The organism is Thermostichus sp. MS-CIW-30 (assembly GCF_054058015.1).
The window spans coordinates 82,967-102,869 of the sequence record NZ_JBSRZW010000010.1 but is presented as its reverse complement, the minus strand read 5'-3'; the positions used below and the strand labels follow the sequence as shown (position 1 = coordinate 102,869).

Sequence of the window (19,903 nt, the reverse complement as noted above, 5' to 3'; positions counted from 1 at the left end):
CGCCTGAAATTCCGAAACTTAGCTGTCCTCTGGGGCCGCTAGGGATTGGGATAAAGCTCGCACCCTGCGCATAGCGCGGGTGTCGGGTAGTTTACAAAAGCTTGAATCGAGATGTTTTGTGAGTTTGCAAATGGCTACATAGGTAGTTGTGGGCTACGTGGGGATTATGAAAAAAATTAAGACTTTTAGCACAGCGGCAATTTTCGCCAGTAGCCCGGCACTAGGATAGCTTCCAAGTATACCCGGCGGGATCCCATGTATGTATATTGCCCGGAGGAGTTTCTGGGAAGCAGAACCCAGTGCAACCTAGAAGCATTGATAGAACGGCTGGAAGAGGGGGGTCGCACCCTTTTGAGCCAGTTGTTTGACGTTCGTTACCCTTACTGGAAGCGTAATCTCCGCAACAACATTCGCTTGGTGGGGGAGCTGCGCTATGTAGGCGAAGTACCCGTTCTGGTTTTGTTTGGCCTCTGGCCGAGAGGCAGTCACGAATACCGGGAGTTCTTAGACCGACGGCGAGATCCGGATTATCAAGAACGGGTGCGGAGCTGGGTGCCCGATGACCGTTTGCAGGCGTGGCTGGCGCAGCGGCACGAACCAGGGGATCCGCCAAACCATCTCCCCCCTCTGCCCGACGAGCTGTATGAATGGACACAGTTCTTGAATGCTCCCAATCCGCAGGAGCGGCTGGTGTTGGAAAGTGGGGAATGGGTTCGGCAAGTACGGGCCCTTTCTCCAGAGCAGCGGCGCCAGGCTTACCAAGCAGTATCCCGCTTGGTAATTGAAGGCAGGCTCTACTGGCAGCTCCCGCCGTTTTATCTGGAGGCAGAGGTCAAATGCTGGCAGGAGGGATCCCTGTATCTGGCCGTCAGCTTGGTGCAAGTCTGGGAGCAGCCAGGGAGATTGTTTCCATTTCTCATTGGAGTTTACGACCACGCCCCAGAGCAAAAGGAACGGTTTGAGCTGGGATGCCAAACCTGCCTCTTTGGGATGAAAGCCAAGCAGCCGGATATTCTCCAGCACCCGCAACCTTTGGAGGTATGGAAGCGGTACGCCCGTCGCGCCTACCCCGACTACATGGTGGCGGATGAGACCATTTGGTTGGAAATGCAGGAGATCACAGAGGGAAATTTGGCTTTGTCCATGGAGGAGGAAGAAATCCTGCAGAGTACATCCATGCCCCTACTGATCAACGGAAGGGCCGGGAGCGGCAAATCTCTGATGTTGTACTACCGCTTTGCCGACTATTGCAGCCACTACCTCAAAACTTCAAAACAGAGACCTCTTGAGTACCGCCCTCTCTTTTTGACCTATAGCCCCAGTTTGGTGCAGCAAGCTCGCAACAGGGTAAGTTCAATTTTGCGCATCAGCCACCGCTATCGGGAGGAGGGGTGCAGCTTCTCCACAGAGGAAATTCAGCAGTGTCAAGCTTTTTTTAGCACTTTTCAGGACTACCTGCTGAACTGCCTTCCCCCTGAGCGGCAAGAACGCTACCAACCGGATCGGTATGTCAATTTTTATCGATTTCAGAGCTGGTATTGTGGTCGCCGCGATGTAGAGCTGGCTTGGCACACCATTCGCACGCTGATCAAAGGCTATGAGGTCAGTGACTATTTGGATCCCGATAGCTACCGAGAATTGCCTGAGGCCGACCGCAGTGTGGATGAAGAAGCCTTCGAGCGGATTTACGAAGAGATTTGGCCGGGTTACCGGGATCGAACCACCCATGAGGGCTACTGGGATGACCAAGATTTGGCCAGAGATGTGCTGCAGAATGGCACTCTTAATCCTATTCATCCAGTCATTTTTTGCGATGAGGTTCAGGACTTTACCCAACTTGAGCTGAATATCATTTTTTGCTTATCTCCTTGGGGAAAATACAAGTTGGATTGGGCTATTGATCGCCTGCCCTATGCCTTTGCCGGGGATCCCTTGCAAACCATTAACCCGACGGGATTTCGTTGGGCTGCTCTGAAAAAATATCTCTACGAGCATATCCGCGCCCACTTGTTGCCGAGCCATCCCTTTGAGATTGCAGGCCCGCAGGAGCTGAGAAACAACTATCGCAGCAATCCACAAGTTACTCGTTTTAGCAATGTAGTCAACCTGTGGCGGCGAGTTCTCAGCAAGAGTCGAGAAATCTATCCCCAACAGCCCTGGCGTCCCCATGAGCAGGGCATGCCGGTTCAAAGGTTTGTGCTGGATGGTCAGGAAAGAAACTTAATCGAAGATGAGCTTAGAAAAATGCTTAGTGATCTCACAGGAACAGTCTGTATCTTACCCTGTCCTGTGGGAGAGGAGCTGAACTACGTGCGTCAGGATCCCGAACTCCAGAAGATCTTTGCCGAGGAATTGAAGCAGAATCTTAAACCACCGCTCCTGCAAACTGCTACGTCTGTTAAGGGAATGGAGTTCAAAAAAGTTATCCTCTACAAGTTTGGAAACGCCTATCGACAAAACTTTAACCGAAAGCTTAATGATTACGCCCGAGGAGCTGGGGAGGCGATATCCCTGCAACTCCATTATTTTCTCAACCAATTGTATGTCGGCATTACCCGCCCCATCGAGGCTCTGGCCATTGTGGACACCTCTGCCGGTTGGCGGGAGTTCTGGGATCCAAGCTTAGAATCCAACTCTTGGCTCAATCATCCTTCTCTGCAACCGGATCGGTCGGAATGGGAGACCGACCCACCGGTATTGGGTTACCCTGTCAAAGGCATCAATATCCAGTACTGGACCAATACAAGCTTGGAAGATCTGCAGGAGGCAGCTCTTGAGCTTCTCAGGCGCGGCATCGAGGAGGGCAACCTCAAACTTCTGGAGGATGTTCAAACTCTGGCGCGGAAGGCAAAAAAACCACCTTTAGAACAGGAATGTCAGGCCTGGCTCCTCAAGCTCCAGAGGGATTACGTTTCCGCAGGGCAAAAGTTCCTGAGCCTGGAGCAGTCTGCTTTGCCCAACAAAAATCTTAAACGAGAAGCCTGGGAGTGCTTTTGGAGAGGGAAGGCCTGGTTGGAGCTGCAGCGTAACGCCGCCTACTTTGCTGGATGTCCTGGGATCCCAGACTACAGCCCCTTGGTGGACTTGATGGTGGCGACCCAAAGAACCTCTGTCAAGTCTATGGAGCGCTTCCGACAGGTGGTGCGGGTGCGAGATTGGCTGAGCGTTGAAGTCAGCCCCAAAGATAGGGACTTCGTCCCGCTTACACGAACGGATTCCACCTGGAAAGAGTGTGTACAGCAATTTTTGGCAGAGCTTGAGCAAGTTCTCAACAACTTGGGAACTTTCTGCCCCCAGGAAGAGGCCCGCAGCCGGTTTTTGCAAGAGACCCTTGAGGCTTTGAAGGGACGTCTGGCCTTTCTCGGCCAGCGGCAGCCGTTCGCGAATCAGTACTACAAGATTTGGGGTATCTGTCACTTCTATCGGCAGGAATTTGAGCGGGCGGTAGAGGTTTGGGATCAGGGGGGCCAAACGGAGCATTCCCCCTACTACCGGGCCAAGATCCACCTGGAACCCCTTCCCGGCAAGGTGAGGTGGCTATCCAAAGACCGCCAAGACTCGGTGGTGCTGGACCGATGGCAAGAGGCAGGACGTCCCCTCACAGGCGAGTGGGCAGAGTACATCGGCGACGTCGTCACCAGTCTGGAGCGCTTGAAAGACTGGCCGCTGATGCTGCGAGTTCTGATCCAGTGCCGAGAGTGGGAGAAGCTCTGGAAAACGGTGCAGGCCCATCCTCAGGCGTGGCAGCGGGGACATGACTACGAGCTGGCGGCTGCCATGGCCCGGGATATCCGGACCAACTGGGAAGACTTAAGGCGCAAATCCCCTGGGCTGCGAGATTTTCTGCAGGAAGTGGTTACCAGCACACAGATGGAGCGGGCCTGGTGGCTACAGCCCCTGGAGGTAGGCTTGGCTTGTGAGCGATTGGGCCACTACCGAGACACGCTCAGGTTTTACGAGCGCTTCACCGAAAGCAGAACCGGCAGGCTGACCAGTCAGCAACGCTCTCAAATCCGGCAGCGCTGGCTGGTGACCCACCAAAGGTATCAGGAGTTTCTCCAAGCAGAAGGACGCCCAACAGACCGTTTGGCAGAGGAGTTTCGACAGGCTCAAGAGCGCTGGGGGGAGCAACTGCCCCAGGCAGAACCTGAGCTGGACGAACGGGATCCCTGGGCGTTTGACTTTGTGGAGTACCCCAGCCCTGTCCAAAGTTGGCTGCTGCAGCGGGCCCAAACCGACACCCAGAGCCGACTCAGAGCGGAAATCGCCCAGGCGCTGGAGCATCTGAACGAACGACACTTGCAGCAGGTGCACAGCTTGATCCAGCGCTTTTCGCGCGCCGACCCATCCACCTAGGCTGGCTCCGAACGCAGGCCGGGAGGCCTATTGCAGGATTTGGCGCAGGCGCTCCAAGGCCCGTCGGTTCTCTTCAGGGGTGCCCACCGTCAGACGCAGCCCCCCACCCGTGTAGCGCACACCAGTCCCCAGCTCCTGCCAGGCCCACTGCAGCTCTTGGGGATCCCAGCCGGCCACCCGGAAGTAGAGGAAGTTGGCTTGGCTGGGCCACACCCGCACCCCTGGCAGCTCCTGCAGAGCTTGATAAAGGGCTTCCCGCTCCTGACAAATTAGCGTCACGTCGGCCAAAAGCTCCTCGGCATGCTCCAAGGCCATCTGAACCGCCCACTGAGAAAGGGCCGTGAGGTTGTAGGGCAGGCGGATCCCATCCAACACTTGCATAAGCTGTGGATGACCCACAGCATAGCCCACCCGGTGGGCCGCCAGGCGAAAGGCTTTGGAGAAGGTGCGCAAGATTACCCAGTTGGGATGCTCCGCCAATTTGGGCAGGGCTGTGTGCCGGCTGAACTCAAAATAGGCCTCATCCAAAATCACCAGAATCTCTTCGGGCAGCCCTTCCACCCACTCCCACTCTGCAGCCGTCAGGCCATTCCCCGTCGGCGAGTTGGGATCCACCAGGCACACCACCCGAATCGGATGCTCCCTCAAAGCCTGTTGACATCGCTCTAGATCCAGAGCAAACGTCTCCGGGTCGCGGGGAACCCGCACCACTGGGATCCCCAGGCTCTGGGCCAGGATGGCGTACATGGAGAAGGTGGGCTCTGCCACCAAAATACCGCCCCGCCCGCCCAAACAAGTGGCAATCAGCAGCGAGCGAATCAGCTCATCCGACCCATTGCCCAAGCTGATCTGCTCTGGCTCCGCTCCGGCATAGGCGGCGATGGCCTGCTTCAGGCCCCGGTGGTGGGCATCGGGATAGCGGTTGCTGGGGATCCCCTTTTCCCAAAGGAGGGAGAGCTTCTGCTTAAAGCCCGCCGGCCAATCGAGGGGGAACTCATTGGCATCCAGCTTGTCGGCAGCCGGGGCTGGCACAGCGTCGTAGGGCTTGAGGTGAAGCAAATCGGGGCGCAGATACTGCAGAGCACACATCTTCCTGACGGGGAGAAGTAGCTATTATATCAGGGCCAACCCGACCACTTATTCTTTTGTCAGGGATCCCTGCTGACGTAGCGCCTCAAAAAGGGCAATCGCTACGGCATTGCTGAGGTTCAGGCTGCGCACCGGCCCCCGCAACGGAATGCGCACGCTGGGATAGGTTTCCAAAAACATGGGATCCAACCCCCGGCTTTCGCTGCCGAACACCAACCAGTCTCCCGGCTGATAGGTTACTTCCGTATAGAGGGCTTTGCCGCGCACGCTAAAACACCAGAACCGGGCCTCAGGGTGGGCCTGCACCAGAGCAGACCAAGAGGGGTAGCGATACAGTTGGACGTGCTGCCAATAGTCCAGCCCCGCCCGCTTGAGGTAGCGATCCGAAAGGCGAAACCCCAGAGGATCCACCAGATGGAGAGGCGTATCGGTGGCTGCACAGGTGCGGGCGATATTCCCCGTGTTGGCCGGGATCTCTGGGGCAACCAAAACAACGTGGAAGGGCATAGTCCTATCCTACTTGCCCCCAAATCCGCGGTTGCCGCCCCCTTTTTTACCCCCACCTTTGCCCGGCTTGCGGCTGGGCTGTTGCCGAGAGGGAGAGGCCGTTGAACGTCCGCGCCAACTGGGATCCCCTCCGGGAAGAGAGGTACGCCCACCCCCCCAACCCATACCGGGAAAACCGCCACCCATGCCCATGTTGCGCATCATGTCGCGCATGCGTTGAAAATCGCTGACCAGTCGGCTGACATCCTCCAGCTTGTGGCCAGATCCGCGGGCCACCCGTCGTTTGCGGCTGACGCTGCGGGCCAACAGATCCGGGTTGCGCCGCTCTTCGGGGGTCATGGAGTTGATCATGGCTTCGGCGCGGGCCAGTTGGTCTTGTCCCTTTTGCAGTTGTTCCTCGCTGATTTTGCCCATCCCCGGCATCAGTCTCAGCAGCCCTGCCAAGGATCCCATGCGTTTAATTAGGCGCATCTGCTTGAGGAAATCGGTGAAATCAAACTGGGCAGTCATCATCTTCTCCGCCATGCTGGCGGCATCTCCCAGGTCGATTTCCTCTTGAGCTTTTTCCACCAAGCTGAGGATATCCCCCATACCCAGAATGCGGGAGGCCATGCGATCTGGGTAAAAGGGATCCAGCGCTTCCACCTTTTCGCCAACACCGATGAACTTGATGGGCTGACCGGACACTTGGCGAATGGAAAGGGCGGCCCCACCGCGGGTGTCCCCATCCAGCTTAGTGAGAATGGCGCCGGTAATGCCCAGGCGCTCGTGGAAGGCTCGGGTAAGGCTGGCTGCCTCTTGGCCGATCATGGCATCCACCACCAGCAGGATCTCGTGGGGCTGCACCGCCGCCTTGATCCGCTCCAGCTCCGCCATCATCTCCAGGTCAATCTGCAAACGACCGGCAGTGTCCAAAATCACGTAGTCGTAGCCCTGCTGTCGGGCCGCCTCCACCCCTTGCCGGGCAATCTCGACGGGATCTGCTTTGCCCAGGTCGAAAACGGGGATCTGAATTTGCTGGCCCAGCGTCTTGAGCTGGTCGATGGCCGCCGGACGGTAGATGTCTCCGGCCACCATGAGAGACTTCTTGCCCTGCTTGCGCAAGTACAAAGCCAACTTGGCGCAGGTGGTGGTTTTCCCGGATCCCTGCAAACCGGCCATGAGGACAATGGTGGGAGGCTGCTCCGCTTGGGCAATGGGCACGTTGGCTTCCCCCATCACCTTCACCAGCTCGTCGTGGACGATCTTGATGAACTGCTGATCCGGCGTCACCCCCAGGATGACCTCGGATCCCAGGGCAGCTTCCCGCACATCCTCGATGAACTGCTTCACCACCTGCAAATTGACATCCGCATCCAGCAGGGCTCGCCGCACCTCCCGCAGAGCTTCTTGAATGTTGGTTTCGGTGATCTTGTCCTGGCCGCGCAGCTTTCTCCAGGCCAATTCCAACTTCTCGGAGAGGGCATCAAACATGGGTACTGTGGATCCTGTCAGGCGCTTTGGGGGCATTTCCTACCATAGTCGAATCGGGGCGACTCCATCTTGGGGATCCCAACCAAGGTGGCTATCCCGGCCCAGAAAAACTGGCGACTTCACAAAAGTTTAAGCAACAATAGAGGGCGTTGCATGCAGATCTTCCATGGTCAGCGTCGCTTCTCTTCCCTACAGCATCACCGACTGGCAATTGGGCTATCGCTCCCTATCCCAGGAGTACGACTATTGGATTACAGGGATCGAGGGGCAGATCCCGGCGGGGTTGCGGGGAACCCTGTTTCGCAACGGCCCAGGCAAGCTGGAGGTGGGATCCCAGCGCTACGGGCACCCGTTCGATGGCGATGGCATGGTCTGCGCCATCACCTTTGTGGAGGGGAAGGTTCATTTTCGCAACCGGTTTGTGCGCACCCGCGAGTTTGAAGCAGAGGAAAAAGCCGGTCGGGTGCTCTACCGAGGGGTGTTTGGCACCCAAAAGCCGGGCGGCTGGTGGGCCAATGTTCTCGATTTGCGGTTCAAAAATCCCGCCAACACCAATGTCATCTACCAGGGAGACAAGCTGCTGGCCCTGTGGGAGGCCAGTGCCCCTTACCGGCTGAACCCGGCCACCTTGGCCACCGAGGGGATCGAAACGTTTGCAGGAGGGATCTCGGCCAGCCAGCCTTTTACCGCCCATCCCCGGCGGGATCCCCACACGGGAGATCTCATCGCCTTTGGGGTGCGGGCTGCCCAGAACTCCACGTTGCTGTTTTATCGTCTGGACTCGCGCGGGCGCTTGGTGGAAAAGCGGGATTACCGCCTGCCCGGTTTTGCCTTCCTGCACGATTTTGTCTGGACACCCCGCTACCGCATCTTTTTCCAAAATCCCTTGGCTTTCAATCCCCTGCCGTTTGTGTTGGGCTGGCAACCGGCGGGCACCTGTCTGACCTTGAAACCGGGGGAGCCGACCCGCATCTGGCTCTTTCCCCAGGGCGACGAGCCGCTGCAACTGGAAACGGAGCCGGGGTTTGTTTTCCATTTTGTCAACGGCTATGAAGTCGGGGATCAGGTGGTGGTGGATGCCGTCCTCTATGAGAGCTACCCTGCCCTGGAGCCGGATGCCGATTACCTGCAGATTGACTTTGCCCAAATTCCAGCGGGCAAGCTGTGGCGGTTCTATCTGGATCCCAAGGGGGGCAGCGTGAAGCGGGAACTGCTGCTGGATCGCTCGGTGGAGTTTCCGGCCATCCACCCGGCTCGAATGGGGGGATCCCACCGCTACATCTACATCGGGGCCACCCATGCCCCCGGCCCCAATGCTCCCCTACAGGCCATCCTCAAGCTGGATACCGCCACAGGCCGCACGCAGCAGTACAGCTTTGCCCCCCGCGGCTTTGTGGGAGAACCGGTGTTCATCCCCAATCCAGAAGACCAGGGAGAAGAGGCAGGGTGGATCGTGACGGTGGTTTTTGATGCGGCCAGCCAGCGCTCTCAAGTGGTGATCCTAGAAGCAGCCGACCTGACAGCCGGCCCGGTTGCGCGGATCCCATTGCGGCACCACATTCCCTATGGCCTACACGGCAGTTTTACTCCCCAGGTGTGGGTAACGCCTGCCTAAACGGTGAACCCCAGGAATGGCTAATGGATCCCATCGGCTCGGGAAAGATCATGCGCCCCAGCCTTTGCGGGAGCCCTGGGGATCGGTCAGTCGGATCCCGGCTGTGCAAAAACACCTCCAGTCAGCGTTGCCGGAAAAAACTACAGGTACTCTATTCGTTTCAGCTTAGGGTGAGACGCCTGGGCTACTGAGAAAAGCCTTCTGGCTCTGCACCTTCAATGTTTTGGGTGTGAGTATAATGTCCTAGTTCGAATCGAAATGACCATAAAGATGAAATGGTTCTGTCTGGGGGATAAACATTCTGCGGCCTGAGAACCATTCCCTTGGAACAGTTGCTAGTATTGGCTACACGTCGGCTACAGTGTTGACAACTGCTGGCTCCCCAGTTCCCGACGAGGGCACCTGCTGGGAGTTTGTCAATGGAAGCAGGATGGAAAGACGCTGTTGGGCGTTGTTAGGCTAGTGAATGGTGTGTTGAGCAGGTCTTGGGTCAAGAGCAAAGTTATGGCCTGTTTTTGCAACGGTAAATGTCTGCCGCCGAGCATTCTGAATTGACAGCAACGGAACCGTCACAATGTCCTCCGATCTGAGACCTCCCTTTCGACCTGTACGGCCCCCCAGACCCAGCTCAACCGGCGAGGCCAAGGGATCCCTGTCATCAGCGAAAGCTCAGGATCCTGCGGCAGCTCCTGGTGCTGTTCGCGACAGCGGGACGGAGTCCTTGCAGCCTGTTGTCAGTACCACTGCTAGCTTGGAAGAAAAGAAAGAGCGAGTCTGTTTGGAACCCATCCCCCCGCCTGGGGAGAAGATGCAATACCGAGCCATCGGCCTCATCGAAGGGCAATACATCCCCTCCCCAGAGCACTTTACCCGCGGGATTTTGCGCACCTCGGATGGCCTGGATCTCAATGCCGTATTGCTGGGCCGGGTGATGAGCCTGGTACGGAAGCACCTGAAGCCGGAACGCAACTACCTGTGGGTGGTTTATCCTCGCACCCGCGACAAAACCGAAGATCTGCACGTGCAGTTGCTGGGGGTGTGGGCCCCAGAAGAAATGGGGCGAACTCTCCCCGAGGGATCCCGTCCAACAGTGGTGCCGGATTGGTTTTCCATCCGGGGCGAGGTCGTTTTTCAATCGCAGGAGAAAGGGTTCATCATTGTCAAGATCCGTCAATCGGGCAAAAAAGCTTCTGCCAACTCTCCCTCTCAGCGAGTCCAGAAGGATGGAACTGCAGCCTCCAAGCCCCAAGCCTTCAAATTGCGCCTGATTGGATCCCTGCCGGGCAAAGGGGTAGGCAATTTCTGGGATCTGCAGGTGCGCCGCCGCGGATCCCTGCTCTATGTGGAGGCGGGCACTCCCATCGGCCCTGTGCTCAAAACGCCGCCGCGCCCACGCCTGAAGCGTTCAACCCCCCGACTCCAGAAGGGCCCTCTCCCCCCGCCGCGAGGGCAGCAGCCCATTTCCAATCCACAAGTGTATCCGCCGCGGGATCCCGCAAAAGTACCCAAGCCGGTTAAGAGAAAACGCCCATAAACTGGGCTAGTAGATCCTGCTTTAATGGAGCTTTTCATGTTGACCTTCTTGTTGTGAACCATTCTTTTACCCTGGTTAGGCCGTGGCAGAACCAACTCCTCCCAACAAACCTCCCAACAAAGATGAATTCATTTCGCCTCGCTATCCCTACTGGGGCGAAGTGAAGCCGCAGAACCTAGTTTTTGATGCCAACCTGCAGGAATTTAGCAATAAAGTGTCCTTGATTTGTAGCTTGGAAACCGGGGGCAAAATTACCCCGGAAGAAGCCTACCGGCAAATCAAAGAGCTGTGGAAACAACTCAAGCAGACCAAAAAAGCCATCTTGGACAATCCCCAGTGGAAGGAATCTCCCCCTGAGTTGCCAGAAGAGTAGCCGCCTGGATCCGGGAGCTCGCAACTCCTCCCGGATCAACCGCAAACGGTGTACACTGGGCGCGGATGCCGGGCTTGGTCAGGGAAGATGAGGACTTTTCCTTCGCCGGAGGCGCTGCGTCGGCTGCCAGCGGGGGCTGCGGATGGGGCCATCATTCTGGGCACGTTGGTTCTCCTGGCCTTGGTGGCGCAGGTGGGAGTGGGGGCTTTTGAGCGGTTTCAGCCTCCGGCGGTGGTGCCCCGGATCGACTTGGATCCGCGCAACCTGCCCTACTACGCCGCCCGCTCCACCTTGCGCATGTTCCTCGCCTTGCCCTTTTCCACCCTTTTTACCTTGGTCTATGGCTACATTGCTGCCAAAAGCCGCTGGGCCGAGCGCATTTTGATCCCCCTGTTGGATATCTTGCAATCGGTGCCGGTGTTGGGGTTTCTCTCCATTACCGTCACCGGCTTTATTGCCCTTTTTCCCGGCAGCTTGCTGGGGTTGGAGGCGGCTTCTATCTTTGCCATCTTCACCAGCCAGGTCTGGAACATGACCTTTTCCTTCTACCAATCCCTGCGCACGCTGCCTCAAGAGTTGGTGGAAGCCGCTACCTTGTATCGCCTGTCGGGGTGGCAGCGCTTTACCCAGTTGGAAGTGCCGGCGGCAATGGTGGGCCTCATCTGGAACGCCATGATGAGCTTTGGCGGAGGGTGGTTCTTTGTGGCAGCCAGCGAAGCCATCAGCGTGCTCAACCAGGAATACACGCTGCCGGGGCTGGGATCCTATGTGGAAGCGGCCGTCCAGGCGGAGGATCTGCCCAAGCTGGGCTGGGCGCTCCTGACCATGGCCGGGGTGATCCTGCTGGTGGATCAGCTCTTCTGGCGACCTTTGGTGGCTTGGTCGGATAAGTTTCGCCTGGAACAGAGCAGCGGGGCTGCTGCCCCCGAATCCTGGCTGTACGATCTGCTGACCATGGCGCGGATCCCGCGGCTGATCGGCAGTTGGCTGTCCCCCTTGGCAGAGTTGGTGGATCGGCTGTTGTCCCACTTAACTCGCCCCCGTTGGGTGGATCCCCTTAGTCCTGAGGCCGAGCGACGCCGCGAGCGGCTGCTAACCCAGCTTTCCTGGGCAGCTATTGGCGGCATTGGGATTTGGATTGTTTATTTTGTGGCCACCACTGTGGGCTTTGGGGAGGTGGTGCTGACCTTCGGGCTAGGGATCCTCACCTTGCTGCGGGTTAGCGTGTTGCTGGTGTTCGCCACGGTGATCTGGACTCCCATTGGGGTGGCCATTGGCTTTAATCCAAAACTGGCGAAACTGCTGCAGCCGGTGGTGCAATTTCTGGCAGCTTTCCCGGCCAATTTCCTTTTTCCCTTTGCCACGTTGTTTTTTATCCGCGCCCAGATCAGCATTGAGTGGGGCAGCATTTTGCTCATGTCGTTGGGGGCACAGTGGTACATCCTTTTCAACTCCATTGCCGGCGCCCAGAGCATCCCCACAGACTTGCGAGAAATGGCTGTGGATGTGGGCTTACGAGGATGGCAGCGCTGGCGAAAGCTGATCATTCCAGGGATCTTTTCCGCCTGGGTCACCGGGGGAATCACGGCCAGCGGCGGCGCTTGGAACGCCAGCATTGTCTCGGAGATTGTGGCCTGGGGATCCACCACCCTCAAGGCTACAGGATTGGGCACCTACATTGCTGAGGCAACGGCGGTGGGAGACTGGCCCCGCATTACCTTGGGCATTGGCATGATGAGCTTGTTTGTGGTGGGCCTTAACCGCCTCTTCTGGCGACGGCTGTATCAGTTGGCGGAAGAAAAGTATCACCTTTAGTCTTTTCAGTTTCTGAGGTAATCTCTCTATGAGCTCTGCAGCTTCCCCCGTTTTAATTGAGGCTGAGAAAGTCTACAAGCGCTTTCCTTTGCCAGAGGGCAAGGGGGAGTTTACCGTTTTAAGCCAAATTGATTTGCAAGTGCGGGCAGGGGAGGTCTTGGCTCTGCTGGGCCGTAGCGGCAGTGGCAAAAGCACCCTTTTGCGCATCATGGCGGGCCTGATCCCCCCCAGTCAAGGGCGGGTGCTGAGTAACGGCCAGCCTCTACGTGGGCCTAACCCCGATGTGGCGATGGTGTTTCAGAGCTTTGCTCTCCTACCCTGGCTGACCGTGCAAGAAAATGTGGAGCTGGGGCTGCAAGCCCGAGGGATCCCCCGCGAGATCCGCCGGCAAACGGCCCTGAAGGCCATTGACTTGGTGGGCTTGGATGGGTTTGAGAACGCTTACCCCAAGGAGCTTTCGGGGGGGATGAAGCAGCGGGTGGGCTTTGCCCGCGCCTTTGTCCTAGAGCCCAAGGTGCTGTTTATGGATGAGCCTTTTAGCGCTTTGGACGTGCTGACGGCGGAAAACCTGCGGGGGGAAATTGATGAGCTGTGGAATGCGCAAGCCTTCTCTTCCCAAAGCATCCTCATCGTTACCCACAACATCGAAGAGGCGGTGTTTTTAGCGGATCGGGTGGTGATTCTGGGATCCAACCCGGGGCGGATCCGGGGGGAGGTGAGAATTGACCTGCCGCGGCCCCACAAGCGCACGGATCCCCGCTTCAAGTCCTTGGTGGACTACATCTACGAGATCATGACCAACCCCGAAATCGCTATTACGGGAGAGGTGGCCCTGCCTGCTCCGGTCGGTGATAAGGCGGCTTCCCCCTATGCCTTGCCTCTGCCCCATGCGCGGGTAGGCGGGATCAGCGGCCTTTTGGAACTGCTCGTGGAGTGGCCACAAGGGCGGGCAGAGATTTCTAACCTGGCTGAACGGCTGCAACTGGCCGTGGACGACCTGCTGCCTATTTTGGATGCGGCGGTACTGTTGGGGTTTGCCGAGGTGACCGGCAGAGTGGTGCAACTGACCGAAATTGGCCAGGACTTTGCCAACACCACCATCCTGCGCAGCAAGGATCTCTTCCGACAACAGCTATTGGCACGGGTGCCCGTGTTCCGCAGCATCTTGCAGACCCTGGAAGAAAAAGGCAGCCGCTCCATGCGAGCGGACTTCTTCTTGAATCTTTGGGACGAACACTTCCCCCACGCTGAAGCCGAACGGCAGTTTGCCACCGCCATTGACTGGGGGCGCTATGCGGAGCTATTTGAGTATGACGCCTCGGAAGAACGTCTCTATCTGCCCGAGCCAAGCGAGAGCTCCACTGCTCAAAAGCCTGTCGGTCTTGACTCTCGTTCCGAGTGAAGCGCATCTGGCTCTGCCTTTTTCAAAGCTGCATCGTAGAGCGGAGGTATGGCGCCAATTCCAGAAAGTCCCAAAATCTACCACATTACCCATGTAGACAACTTGCAAGGGATTTTGACATACCCCCCCGCTTTTAGGCAGGGGATTCTTGTTACTGGTTCTGCGACAGCACTTGAAATCATGGCCTGGGAACTTCAAGGCCTATGCCGCAGCCTGCCGGCGGGGGGAAGTCCAACCGGGCAAAATGTTCGTTTTCGAGACCGGAAACCTGACCAATCCGCGCTACATCATCAATTTCCCCACAAAACGCCACTGGCGGGGGAAGTCGCGGATCGAGGATATAGAAGCTGGGCTGAAGTCCCTTGCCGAGGAGATCAGGCATCTTGGTCTGCGCTCAGTCGCTTTGCCACCCCTAGGCTGCGGCCTCGGGGGTCTTCATTGGCCCGATGTGCGCTCCCGCATCGAGCAGGCGCTAGCAGAACTTCCCGACGTCCACATCCTTGTCTTTGAGCCCACCGGGCCTCAGCCTTTACCGAAGAGCATGCGCCGCGGCCAGATCCCTTCCTTGACCCGGGAAGAGCGGTGCTGGTGGGCCTTATGGAGCGCTATGTAAACGGTCTACTTGTTCCGTTTGTCTCTTTGCTTGAGCTGCACAAGCTGATGTACTTCCTGCAGGAAGCTGGGGAGCCCCTTCGCTTAAGGTTTACAAAGGGCGTTCATGGACCCTACGCCGAGAACTTGCGGCATGTTCTTAAGGAAATCGAGGGTTACTACATCTCTGGGTACGGATCGGGGAGTGACCGACCAGACAAGAAGCTGGAGCTGGTGCCTGGCGCCATCGAGGAGGCCCACAGCTATCTCGCCGATCAGCCAGAGACGAGAGAACGCTTTGAGCGTGTCAGCGACCTCGTGGAGGGCTTTGAGTCGCCCTATGGTCTAGAATTGCTGGCTACTGTCCACTGGATCGTGACTCGTGGGCACCCTTCTACGACGGCAGAGTTGGTGGAAAGCTTCTACGCCTGGGGAGATAGAAAACAACAATTCAGTAGCAAACAGATCCTGCTTGCCGCTCGAGTTTTGGCAGAGAAGGGGTGGTTCAAGGCACTTCCAACAGAGCCGCTTGCGGCCAGCCGAAGCCAGTTCGAAACACGGCCCTAGCGCTCTGCACTACTTCCGGTCTGGAACCTGCGAACACGACTACCCCTTGCCTGCAGCAAGTACCTACTCATAAATCCAGCTTTGGGCAACCGGTGTCCAGCTCACCAATTCCGACTCATCGAACCAAAGGGCGATCTCCCGCTGCGCGGTTTCAACTCCATCGGAGCCGTGAATGAGGTTGCGGCCAATGTCGATGCCAAAATCGCCGCGAATGGTGCCCGGTTCTGCCTCCAGGGGGTTGGTCTTGCCGATGAGCTTACGGGCGGCAGCAATCACCCCTTTGCCCTGCCAGACCATAGCCACCACCGGCCCCGAGGTAATGAACTTCACCAAACTGTGGAAGAAGGGGCGCTCCTTGTGTTCGGCGTAATGGGCTTCCGCCAGCTCTTGGCTCACTTGCACCAGCTTCAGGCCCACCAATTGGTAGCCCCGGCTCTCCAGGCGCTGGATGATGGTGCCCACCAGCCCCCGCTGCACGCCGTCTGGCTTGATGGCAATAAAGGTGCGCTCCATGGGATCTCCCCTCGTTTTACAGATCTTCACCGCTATCCTTGTACCGGATCGGGGATCCCGAGCGCAAGGGAGCAAAATTAGCGCTTTTTACGCGCCCACCACTGCCAAGGTCAGGAAGGCAGCCCCCACCACTGTAATCGCCCAGCCGGCCCAGCGAGTTAAGCCAGGGATCCGCAACCCCCAGCGTTCTGCTGCCCAAAGGGCCAGGAGAGCTACCCCATACTGGACGGTGCTCAACCCCAGTAGATATCCCACCCAAGGCATGGGTTGGGCGCCGATAATGGTTTCGGCGTAGGCATAGCCATGGAATAGCCCCGCCAGGGATCCCCCTATTAGCAAGAGCCAACTTGGGATCTGCCGCGGTTGCACCAGCAGCAAGCCGAAGAGAACCACGGAAGAGGCAATGGCCAGCTCCGTCAGTCCCAGGGGATCCCAGCCGGCCAGGTGGATCCCAGTGCCCACCAGACCCGCTAGCACAAAGCCCAGCGGGATCCCGTAGGGCCAGGGCTGCCCCGCCGCCACAAGACCGATGGCCACGACGAAGGCCAGGTGATCCAAGCCAATGACAGGGTGAGCCAGCCCGGAGAGAAATCCCTCCCAGGCCGTTGCAGGCAGTTTCCCTCCTAGGGCGTGGTGGGCAAAAGCCGGCGAAAAAAACCCCGTAACTGCCAGGGCGCCCCCAACAGCGGCAAAGCTGGGGATCCCTTCCTTCCGCCACCGCCCAAGCGGCGATGGGACTTGCTGCCACAGCCAAGACATGCTTTTGGACCTCCCTGAGTTCTCTCAATAGCTGCCCAGATCTCCCAGTCTAGGGGCGCTCTCTGTACCCTTGCAGATTTTCCGGCTCAAACTGGCGCAAAATCCGCGTGGCTTCGCGGAGGCGGGTTTCGTTCTCTTCTTCCACAATGAGCACGTACTTGCCCGCAGCGAGGCGGTTGCGGTAAGCCAAAGCATCGCCGGAGCCACCAGACAAGCCCACTCCGCCGCCGACGAAAAAGCTGCCCATGGCCCCGCCCATCGCGCCCAATAGGCCGCCGATCAGGTGGTTGCCTATAGGTCCCGCCCAGGCAAAGGTATCCAAACCACTCAAAACGCTGAACCCCACCCCGGCCAAAAAGCCAAAGGGCACCAACCAAATGGCCAAACGCTGCATCTGACGGCGGGCGGCTCGGGCCGGATCGATCAGCCCAAACTCGTCGGCGGTTTTGTAGCCCCGCCCCAGTAGGTGCAATCGCTCCAGGGAAAAGCCGGCTTGTTCCAGGGCGCTGTAGGCCGCCTCAGCGGCTATGCGATCCGGCAGTACCGCGATTAAATAGCTCATGGATGCGGGGATCCAATCCGTTCCACATCTTATTGTCTGCCAAGTTTGAGCGAGGATCCCTGTGACCCAGTCTGGCTCCACTAGCGCTCCATCTACTAGCCTCTACCAGCGCTTTTACGAAGTGGTGCGGCGGATCCCGCCGGGCCGAGTGGCCACCTATGGGCAGGTGGCGCGGGTTGCCGGTTACCCCGGCTATGCTCGCCAGGTGGGCTATGCTTTGTTTCGCCTGCAAGGCCAAAACACCGACATCCCTTGGCAACGGGTGATCAACGCCCAGGGCTGCATTTCCTACTCCCCCTTTCGCCTTGGCTACGACGACTTGCAAAAAGTCCTACTCCAAGCCGAAGGGATCCACTTCGACGCCGAGGGCCAGGTGGACTTGCAACAATTTGGCTGGGATCCATGGGAAGCTTAACCTAAACTTGACCTAACCTTAGACAGGCCATAACGAAACCCCCATCCCACCCCTGGTAACGTGAACGCGGATGCGTCCTCTCTTGCGGATGGAGTGAAGGAATTGTCATGAAACCAGCTTGCCGTGCTCGAGGGTCTGCCCCTGCCAAGAGATGGCTCCCGGATTGGCTGAACCCTCTGGCCAGGTCCCTGTGGGTCGGGTTGTGGTGTTTGGTGCTGAGCCTGGCCAGCGCCTGCGGTAGCAGCAGCTCGGTTCCCCCAACCGGCGGAGGGGCTGGGTTTATCGCCTCGGATCCCAATGTGGCTCTCTCGACTCAGCCGCCCGCTTTTACCCTACAAATCCTACACGCCAGCGACTTGGAAGCCTCGATAGCTGCCGTACAAGATGCGCCGCGCTTCTCGGCGGTGGTGAACGCTCTGCGCCCCCAATTCCCAAATACGGTGGTGCTCTCCAGTGGGGACAACTATATCCCCAGCCCCTTCTACAACGCCAGCACGGATCGGTCTCTGCAAGGCCGTTACAACCTCACCCCTGGCAAAGCCGATATCGAGATCATCAACGCCATTGGCTTTGAGGCGGCTGCCTTCGGCAACCACGAGTTCGACCAGGGCACGCGCCAAATTCGCGACCTCATCCGGCCCGACACTGGCCGCGGCTACGCTGGGGCTCGTTTTCCCTACTTGAGCGCCAACCTCAGCTTCAGCGGTACCGGCGAATTGGCCAGCGCTGACTTTGCCGCCGATGGCCAAGAGGCCAGCTCCATTCGAGGCAGAATTGCCAAGACAGCAGTGATTACCGTAGGAGGGCAGCGAATTGGCTTGGTGGGAGCCACCACCACTCGCTTGGCTGCCATTTCCAGCCCCGGCCCAGAGGTGAGGGTAGAAGGCAGGGTGGACGACACCGACCAGGTAAGTGCTGCCCTGATCCAGGGCTTTGTCGATCAACTCACCGCTCAGGGCATCAACAAAATTATCCTCCTAGCCCATCTGCAACAGTTGCAAAACGAGGTAGCCCTGGCCAGCCAATTGCGAAATGTGGACATCATCATTGCCGGCGGATCCCACCGGGTGATCGCCAAGCCCACCGATCGCCTGCGCACTGATTTGCCCGATACCCGCAGGGGTGACTACCCCATCTTGCGCTCCTCCGCCAGTGGTCAACCGGTGGCGGTGGTCAACACCGGCTCCAACTATCGCTACGTGGGCCGCCTGGTGGTCAGCTTTGACGCCAACGGGGTTATTGCCCGCATTGACCCGGTGAGCGGTGCCTATGCCACCGACGACCAAGGGGTAGCAGCTGTCAGGGGCACCCCCAATCCTGACGTAGTGCGGATAGCCAACGAAATTGGCAACATCATCCGCACCAAAGATGGCCGCACCTTCGGCTCCACCACCCAATTTCTCAACGGCCTGCGGGCAGAGGTGCGCACCGAGGAAACCAACCTGGGCAACCTCACTGCCGATGCCAACTTGGCCTACGCCAGAACGGTCGATCCTTCTACGGTTATCTCCCTGAAAAATGGCGGTGGCATTCGCGCTCCCATTGGGGCTACCACCGGCGGCGGCGGCGGTGAGCCGGTGCGGCGCATCCCACCGGTGGCTAACCCTGAAGCCGGCAAGCAGTCCGGTCAAATCTCTCAGCTGGACATCGAAACGGCCCTTGCTTTTAACAACGGCCTCTCTCTGTTGACCGTCACCGCTGAGGAACTGAAGCAGATAGTGGAACACGGGGTGGCGCAAACCCAGCCGGGAGCTACGCCGGGCCGCTTCCCCCAAATTGGCGGCTTTGCCTTTAGCTTTGATCCCTCGCGGCCACCGGGATCCCGCGTCCTCTCCTTGCGGGTGGATACGCCCACAGGTCGGGATGTGGTGGTGCGCAACGGCCAAGTGCAAGGGGATCCCAGACGCACCTTCCGCCTGGTGACCCTGGACTTCTTGGCCAATGGTGGGGATGACTATCCCTTCCCTCGCCTGTCTAACCCCAACCGGGTCAACTTGGCCCCCAGCTCTGGCATTACCTTCGACACCCCCGGCAGCGAGCAAGATGCCTTGGCTCGGTATTTGCGGCAGATCGGCGTGTTCACCGAACCGGACACCCCGCCGGCCCAGGATACCCGCATCCAGAACCTGTCGGCCCGCCCAGATACGGTGCTGCAAGGTCTGTAGATTGGGTTAACAGACTGGGGCAGATTGGTCCAGAGGAGTGGTAATCCGGTGCCGGGCTTCCTTCTTGCCAAAGGGGAGATTGGCTTGGATGAGTTGCCTCAGCAGCGTGCTGGAGAAATGTCTTGAGCTTTTTAGGAAGGGATCCCTGGCCAGTGTCAAGGATCCCT

16 protein-coding genes are annotated in these 19,903 nt (G+C 58.3%); 10 read left to right on the top strand and 6 right to left on the bottom strand.

Annotated elements, in window-relative coordinates; translation table 11 throughout:
- The first annotated feature begins 255 nt into the window (after window positions 1–255).
- Complete coding sequence (locus ACVWXW_RS06540) at window positions 256–4,356, top strand: hypothetical protein (RefSeq protein ID WP_457403257.1); 4,101 nt, start codon at window positions 256–258, stop codon at window positions 4,354–4,356.
- 27 nt (window positions 4,357–4,383) lie between these two features.
- On the opposite strand, the gene ACVWXW_RS06535 is transcribed toward ACVWXW_RS06540, so the two are convergent.
- Genes ACVWXW_RS06535 through ffh form a run of 3 tightly spaced genes read right to left on the bottom strand, consistent with a single transcriptional unit; the run spans window position 4,384 to window position 7,425 of the window.
- Complete coding sequence (locus ACVWXW_RS06535; protein ID WP_457403256.1) at window positions 4,384–5,445, bottom strand: histidinol-phosphate transaminase; 1,062 nt, start codon at window positions 5,443–5,445, stop codon at window positions 4,384–4,386.
- A 48-nt stretch (window positions 5,446–5,493) separates the two neighbouring features.
- Window positions 5,494–5,952: a tRNA (cytidine(34)-2'-O)-methyltransferase gene (locus ACVWXW_RS06530; protein WP_414342486.1), complete on the bottom strand. Its 459-nt coding sequence runs from the start codon at window positions 5,950–5,952 to the stop codon at window positions 5,494–5,496.
- Window positions 5,953–5,961: 9 nt separating this feature from the next.
- A complete protein-coding gene (gene ffh, locus ACVWXW_RS06525) occupies window positions 5,962–7,425 on the bottom strand; it encodes a signal recognition particle protein (RefSeq protein ID WP_414398875.1) in 1,464 nt (487 codons plus the stop codon).
- Between the two features lie 166 nt (window positions 7,426–7,591).
- Between ffh and ACVWXW_RS06520 the strand changes: the two genes are divergently transcribed.
- From ACVWXW_RS06520 to ACVWXW_RS06490, 7 genes are all read left to right on the top strand, one after another.
- Window positions 7,592–9,040, top strand: coding sequence for a carotenoid oxygenase family protein (locus ACVWXW_RS06520; protein WP_457403255.1), 1,449 nt, complete (start codon window positions 7,592–7,594; stop codon window positions 9,038–9,040).
- A gap of 574 nt (window positions 9,041–9,614) precedes the next feature.
- Window positions 9,615–10,574: a hypothetical protein gene (locus ACVWXW_RS06515; protein ID WP_457403254.1), complete on the top strand. Its 960-nt coding sequence runs from the start codon at window positions 9,615–9,617 to the stop codon at window positions 10,572–10,574.
- An 82-nt stretch (window positions 10,575–10,656) separates the two neighbouring features.
- Window positions 10,657–10,947, top strand: a complete 291-nt coding sequence (locus tag ACVWXW_RS06510) for a DUF7219 family protein (protein ID WP_414384063.1) — start codon at window positions 10,657–10,659, stop codon at window positions 10,945–10,947.
- 87 nt (window positions 10,948–11,034) lie between these two features.
- Window positions 11,035–12,762, top strand: coding sequence for an ABC transporter permease (locus ACVWXW_RS06505; RefSeq protein WP_457403253.1), 1,728 nt, complete (start codon window positions 11,035–11,037; stop codon window positions 12,760–12,762).
- 28 nt (window positions 12,763–12,790) lie between these two features.
- On the top strand, window positions 12,791–14,164 hold the full coding sequence (locus ACVWXW_RS06500) for an ABC transporter ATP-binding protein (RefSeq protein ID WP_457403251.1): 1,374 nt from the start codon (window positions 12,791–12,793) through the stop codon (window positions 14,162–14,164).
- Between the two features lie 148 nt (window positions 14,165–14,312).
- On the top strand, window positions 14,313–14,777 hold the full coding sequence (locus ACVWXW_RS06495; RefSeq protein ID WP_457403249.1) for a macro domain-containing protein: 465 nt from the start codon (window positions 14,313–14,315) through the stop codon (window positions 14,775–14,777).
- Window positions 14,762–15,322, top strand: a complete 561-nt coding sequence (locus ACVWXW_RS06490; protein ID WP_457403248.1) for a hypothetical protein — start codon at window positions 14,762–14,764, stop codon at window positions 15,320–15,322. The genes ACVWXW_RS06495 and ACVWXW_RS06490 overlap by 16 nt, the downstream gene beginning before the upstream one ends.
- 63 nt (window positions 15,323–15,385) lie before the next feature.
- Here ACVWXW_RS06490 and ndk read toward each other — a convergent pair whose 3' ends face one another.
- From ndk to ACVWXW_RS06475, 3 genes are all read right to left on the bottom strand, one after another.
- Window positions 15,386–15,835, bottom strand: coding sequence for a nucleoside-diphosphate kinase (ndk, locus tag ACVWXW_RS06485; protein WP_011431937.1), 450 nt, complete (start codon window positions 15,833–15,835; stop codon window positions 15,386–15,388).
- An 87-nt stretch (window positions 15,836–15,922) separates the two neighbouring features.
- The gene (locus ACVWXW_RS06480) at window positions 15,923–16,594 is read right to left on the bottom strand and encodes a HupE/UreJ family protein (RefSeq protein ID WP_457403247.1); all 672 of its coding nucleotides are present in this window, start codon (window positions 16,592–16,594) and stop codon (window positions 15,923–15,925) included.
- A gap of 49 nt (window positions 16,595–16,643) precedes the next feature.
- A complete protein-coding gene (locus ACVWXW_RS06475; RefSeq protein ID WP_414329998.1) occupies window positions 16,644–17,156 on the bottom strand; it encodes a hypothetical protein in 513 nt (170 codons plus the stop codon).
- 61 nt (window positions 17,157–17,217) lie between these two features.
- On the opposite strand from ACVWXW_RS06475, the gene ACVWXW_RS06470 reads away from it, so the two are divergent.
- Complete coding sequence (locus tag ACVWXW_RS06470; RefSeq protein ID WP_457403246.1) at window positions 17,218–17,571, top strand: MGMT family protein; 354 nt, start codon at window positions 17,218–17,220, stop codon at window positions 17,569–17,571.
- A gap of 212 nt (window positions 17,572–17,783) precedes the next feature.
- Window positions 17,784–19,736 carry a bifunctional metallophosphatase/5'-nucleotidase gene (locus ACVWXW_RS06465; protein WP_457403261.1) on the top strand — a complete coding sequence of 651 codons (1,953 nt, stop codon included), beginning with the start codon at window positions 17,784–17,786 and terminating at the stop codon, window positions 19,734–19,736.
- Window positions 19,737–19,903: the final 167 nt, after the last annotated feature.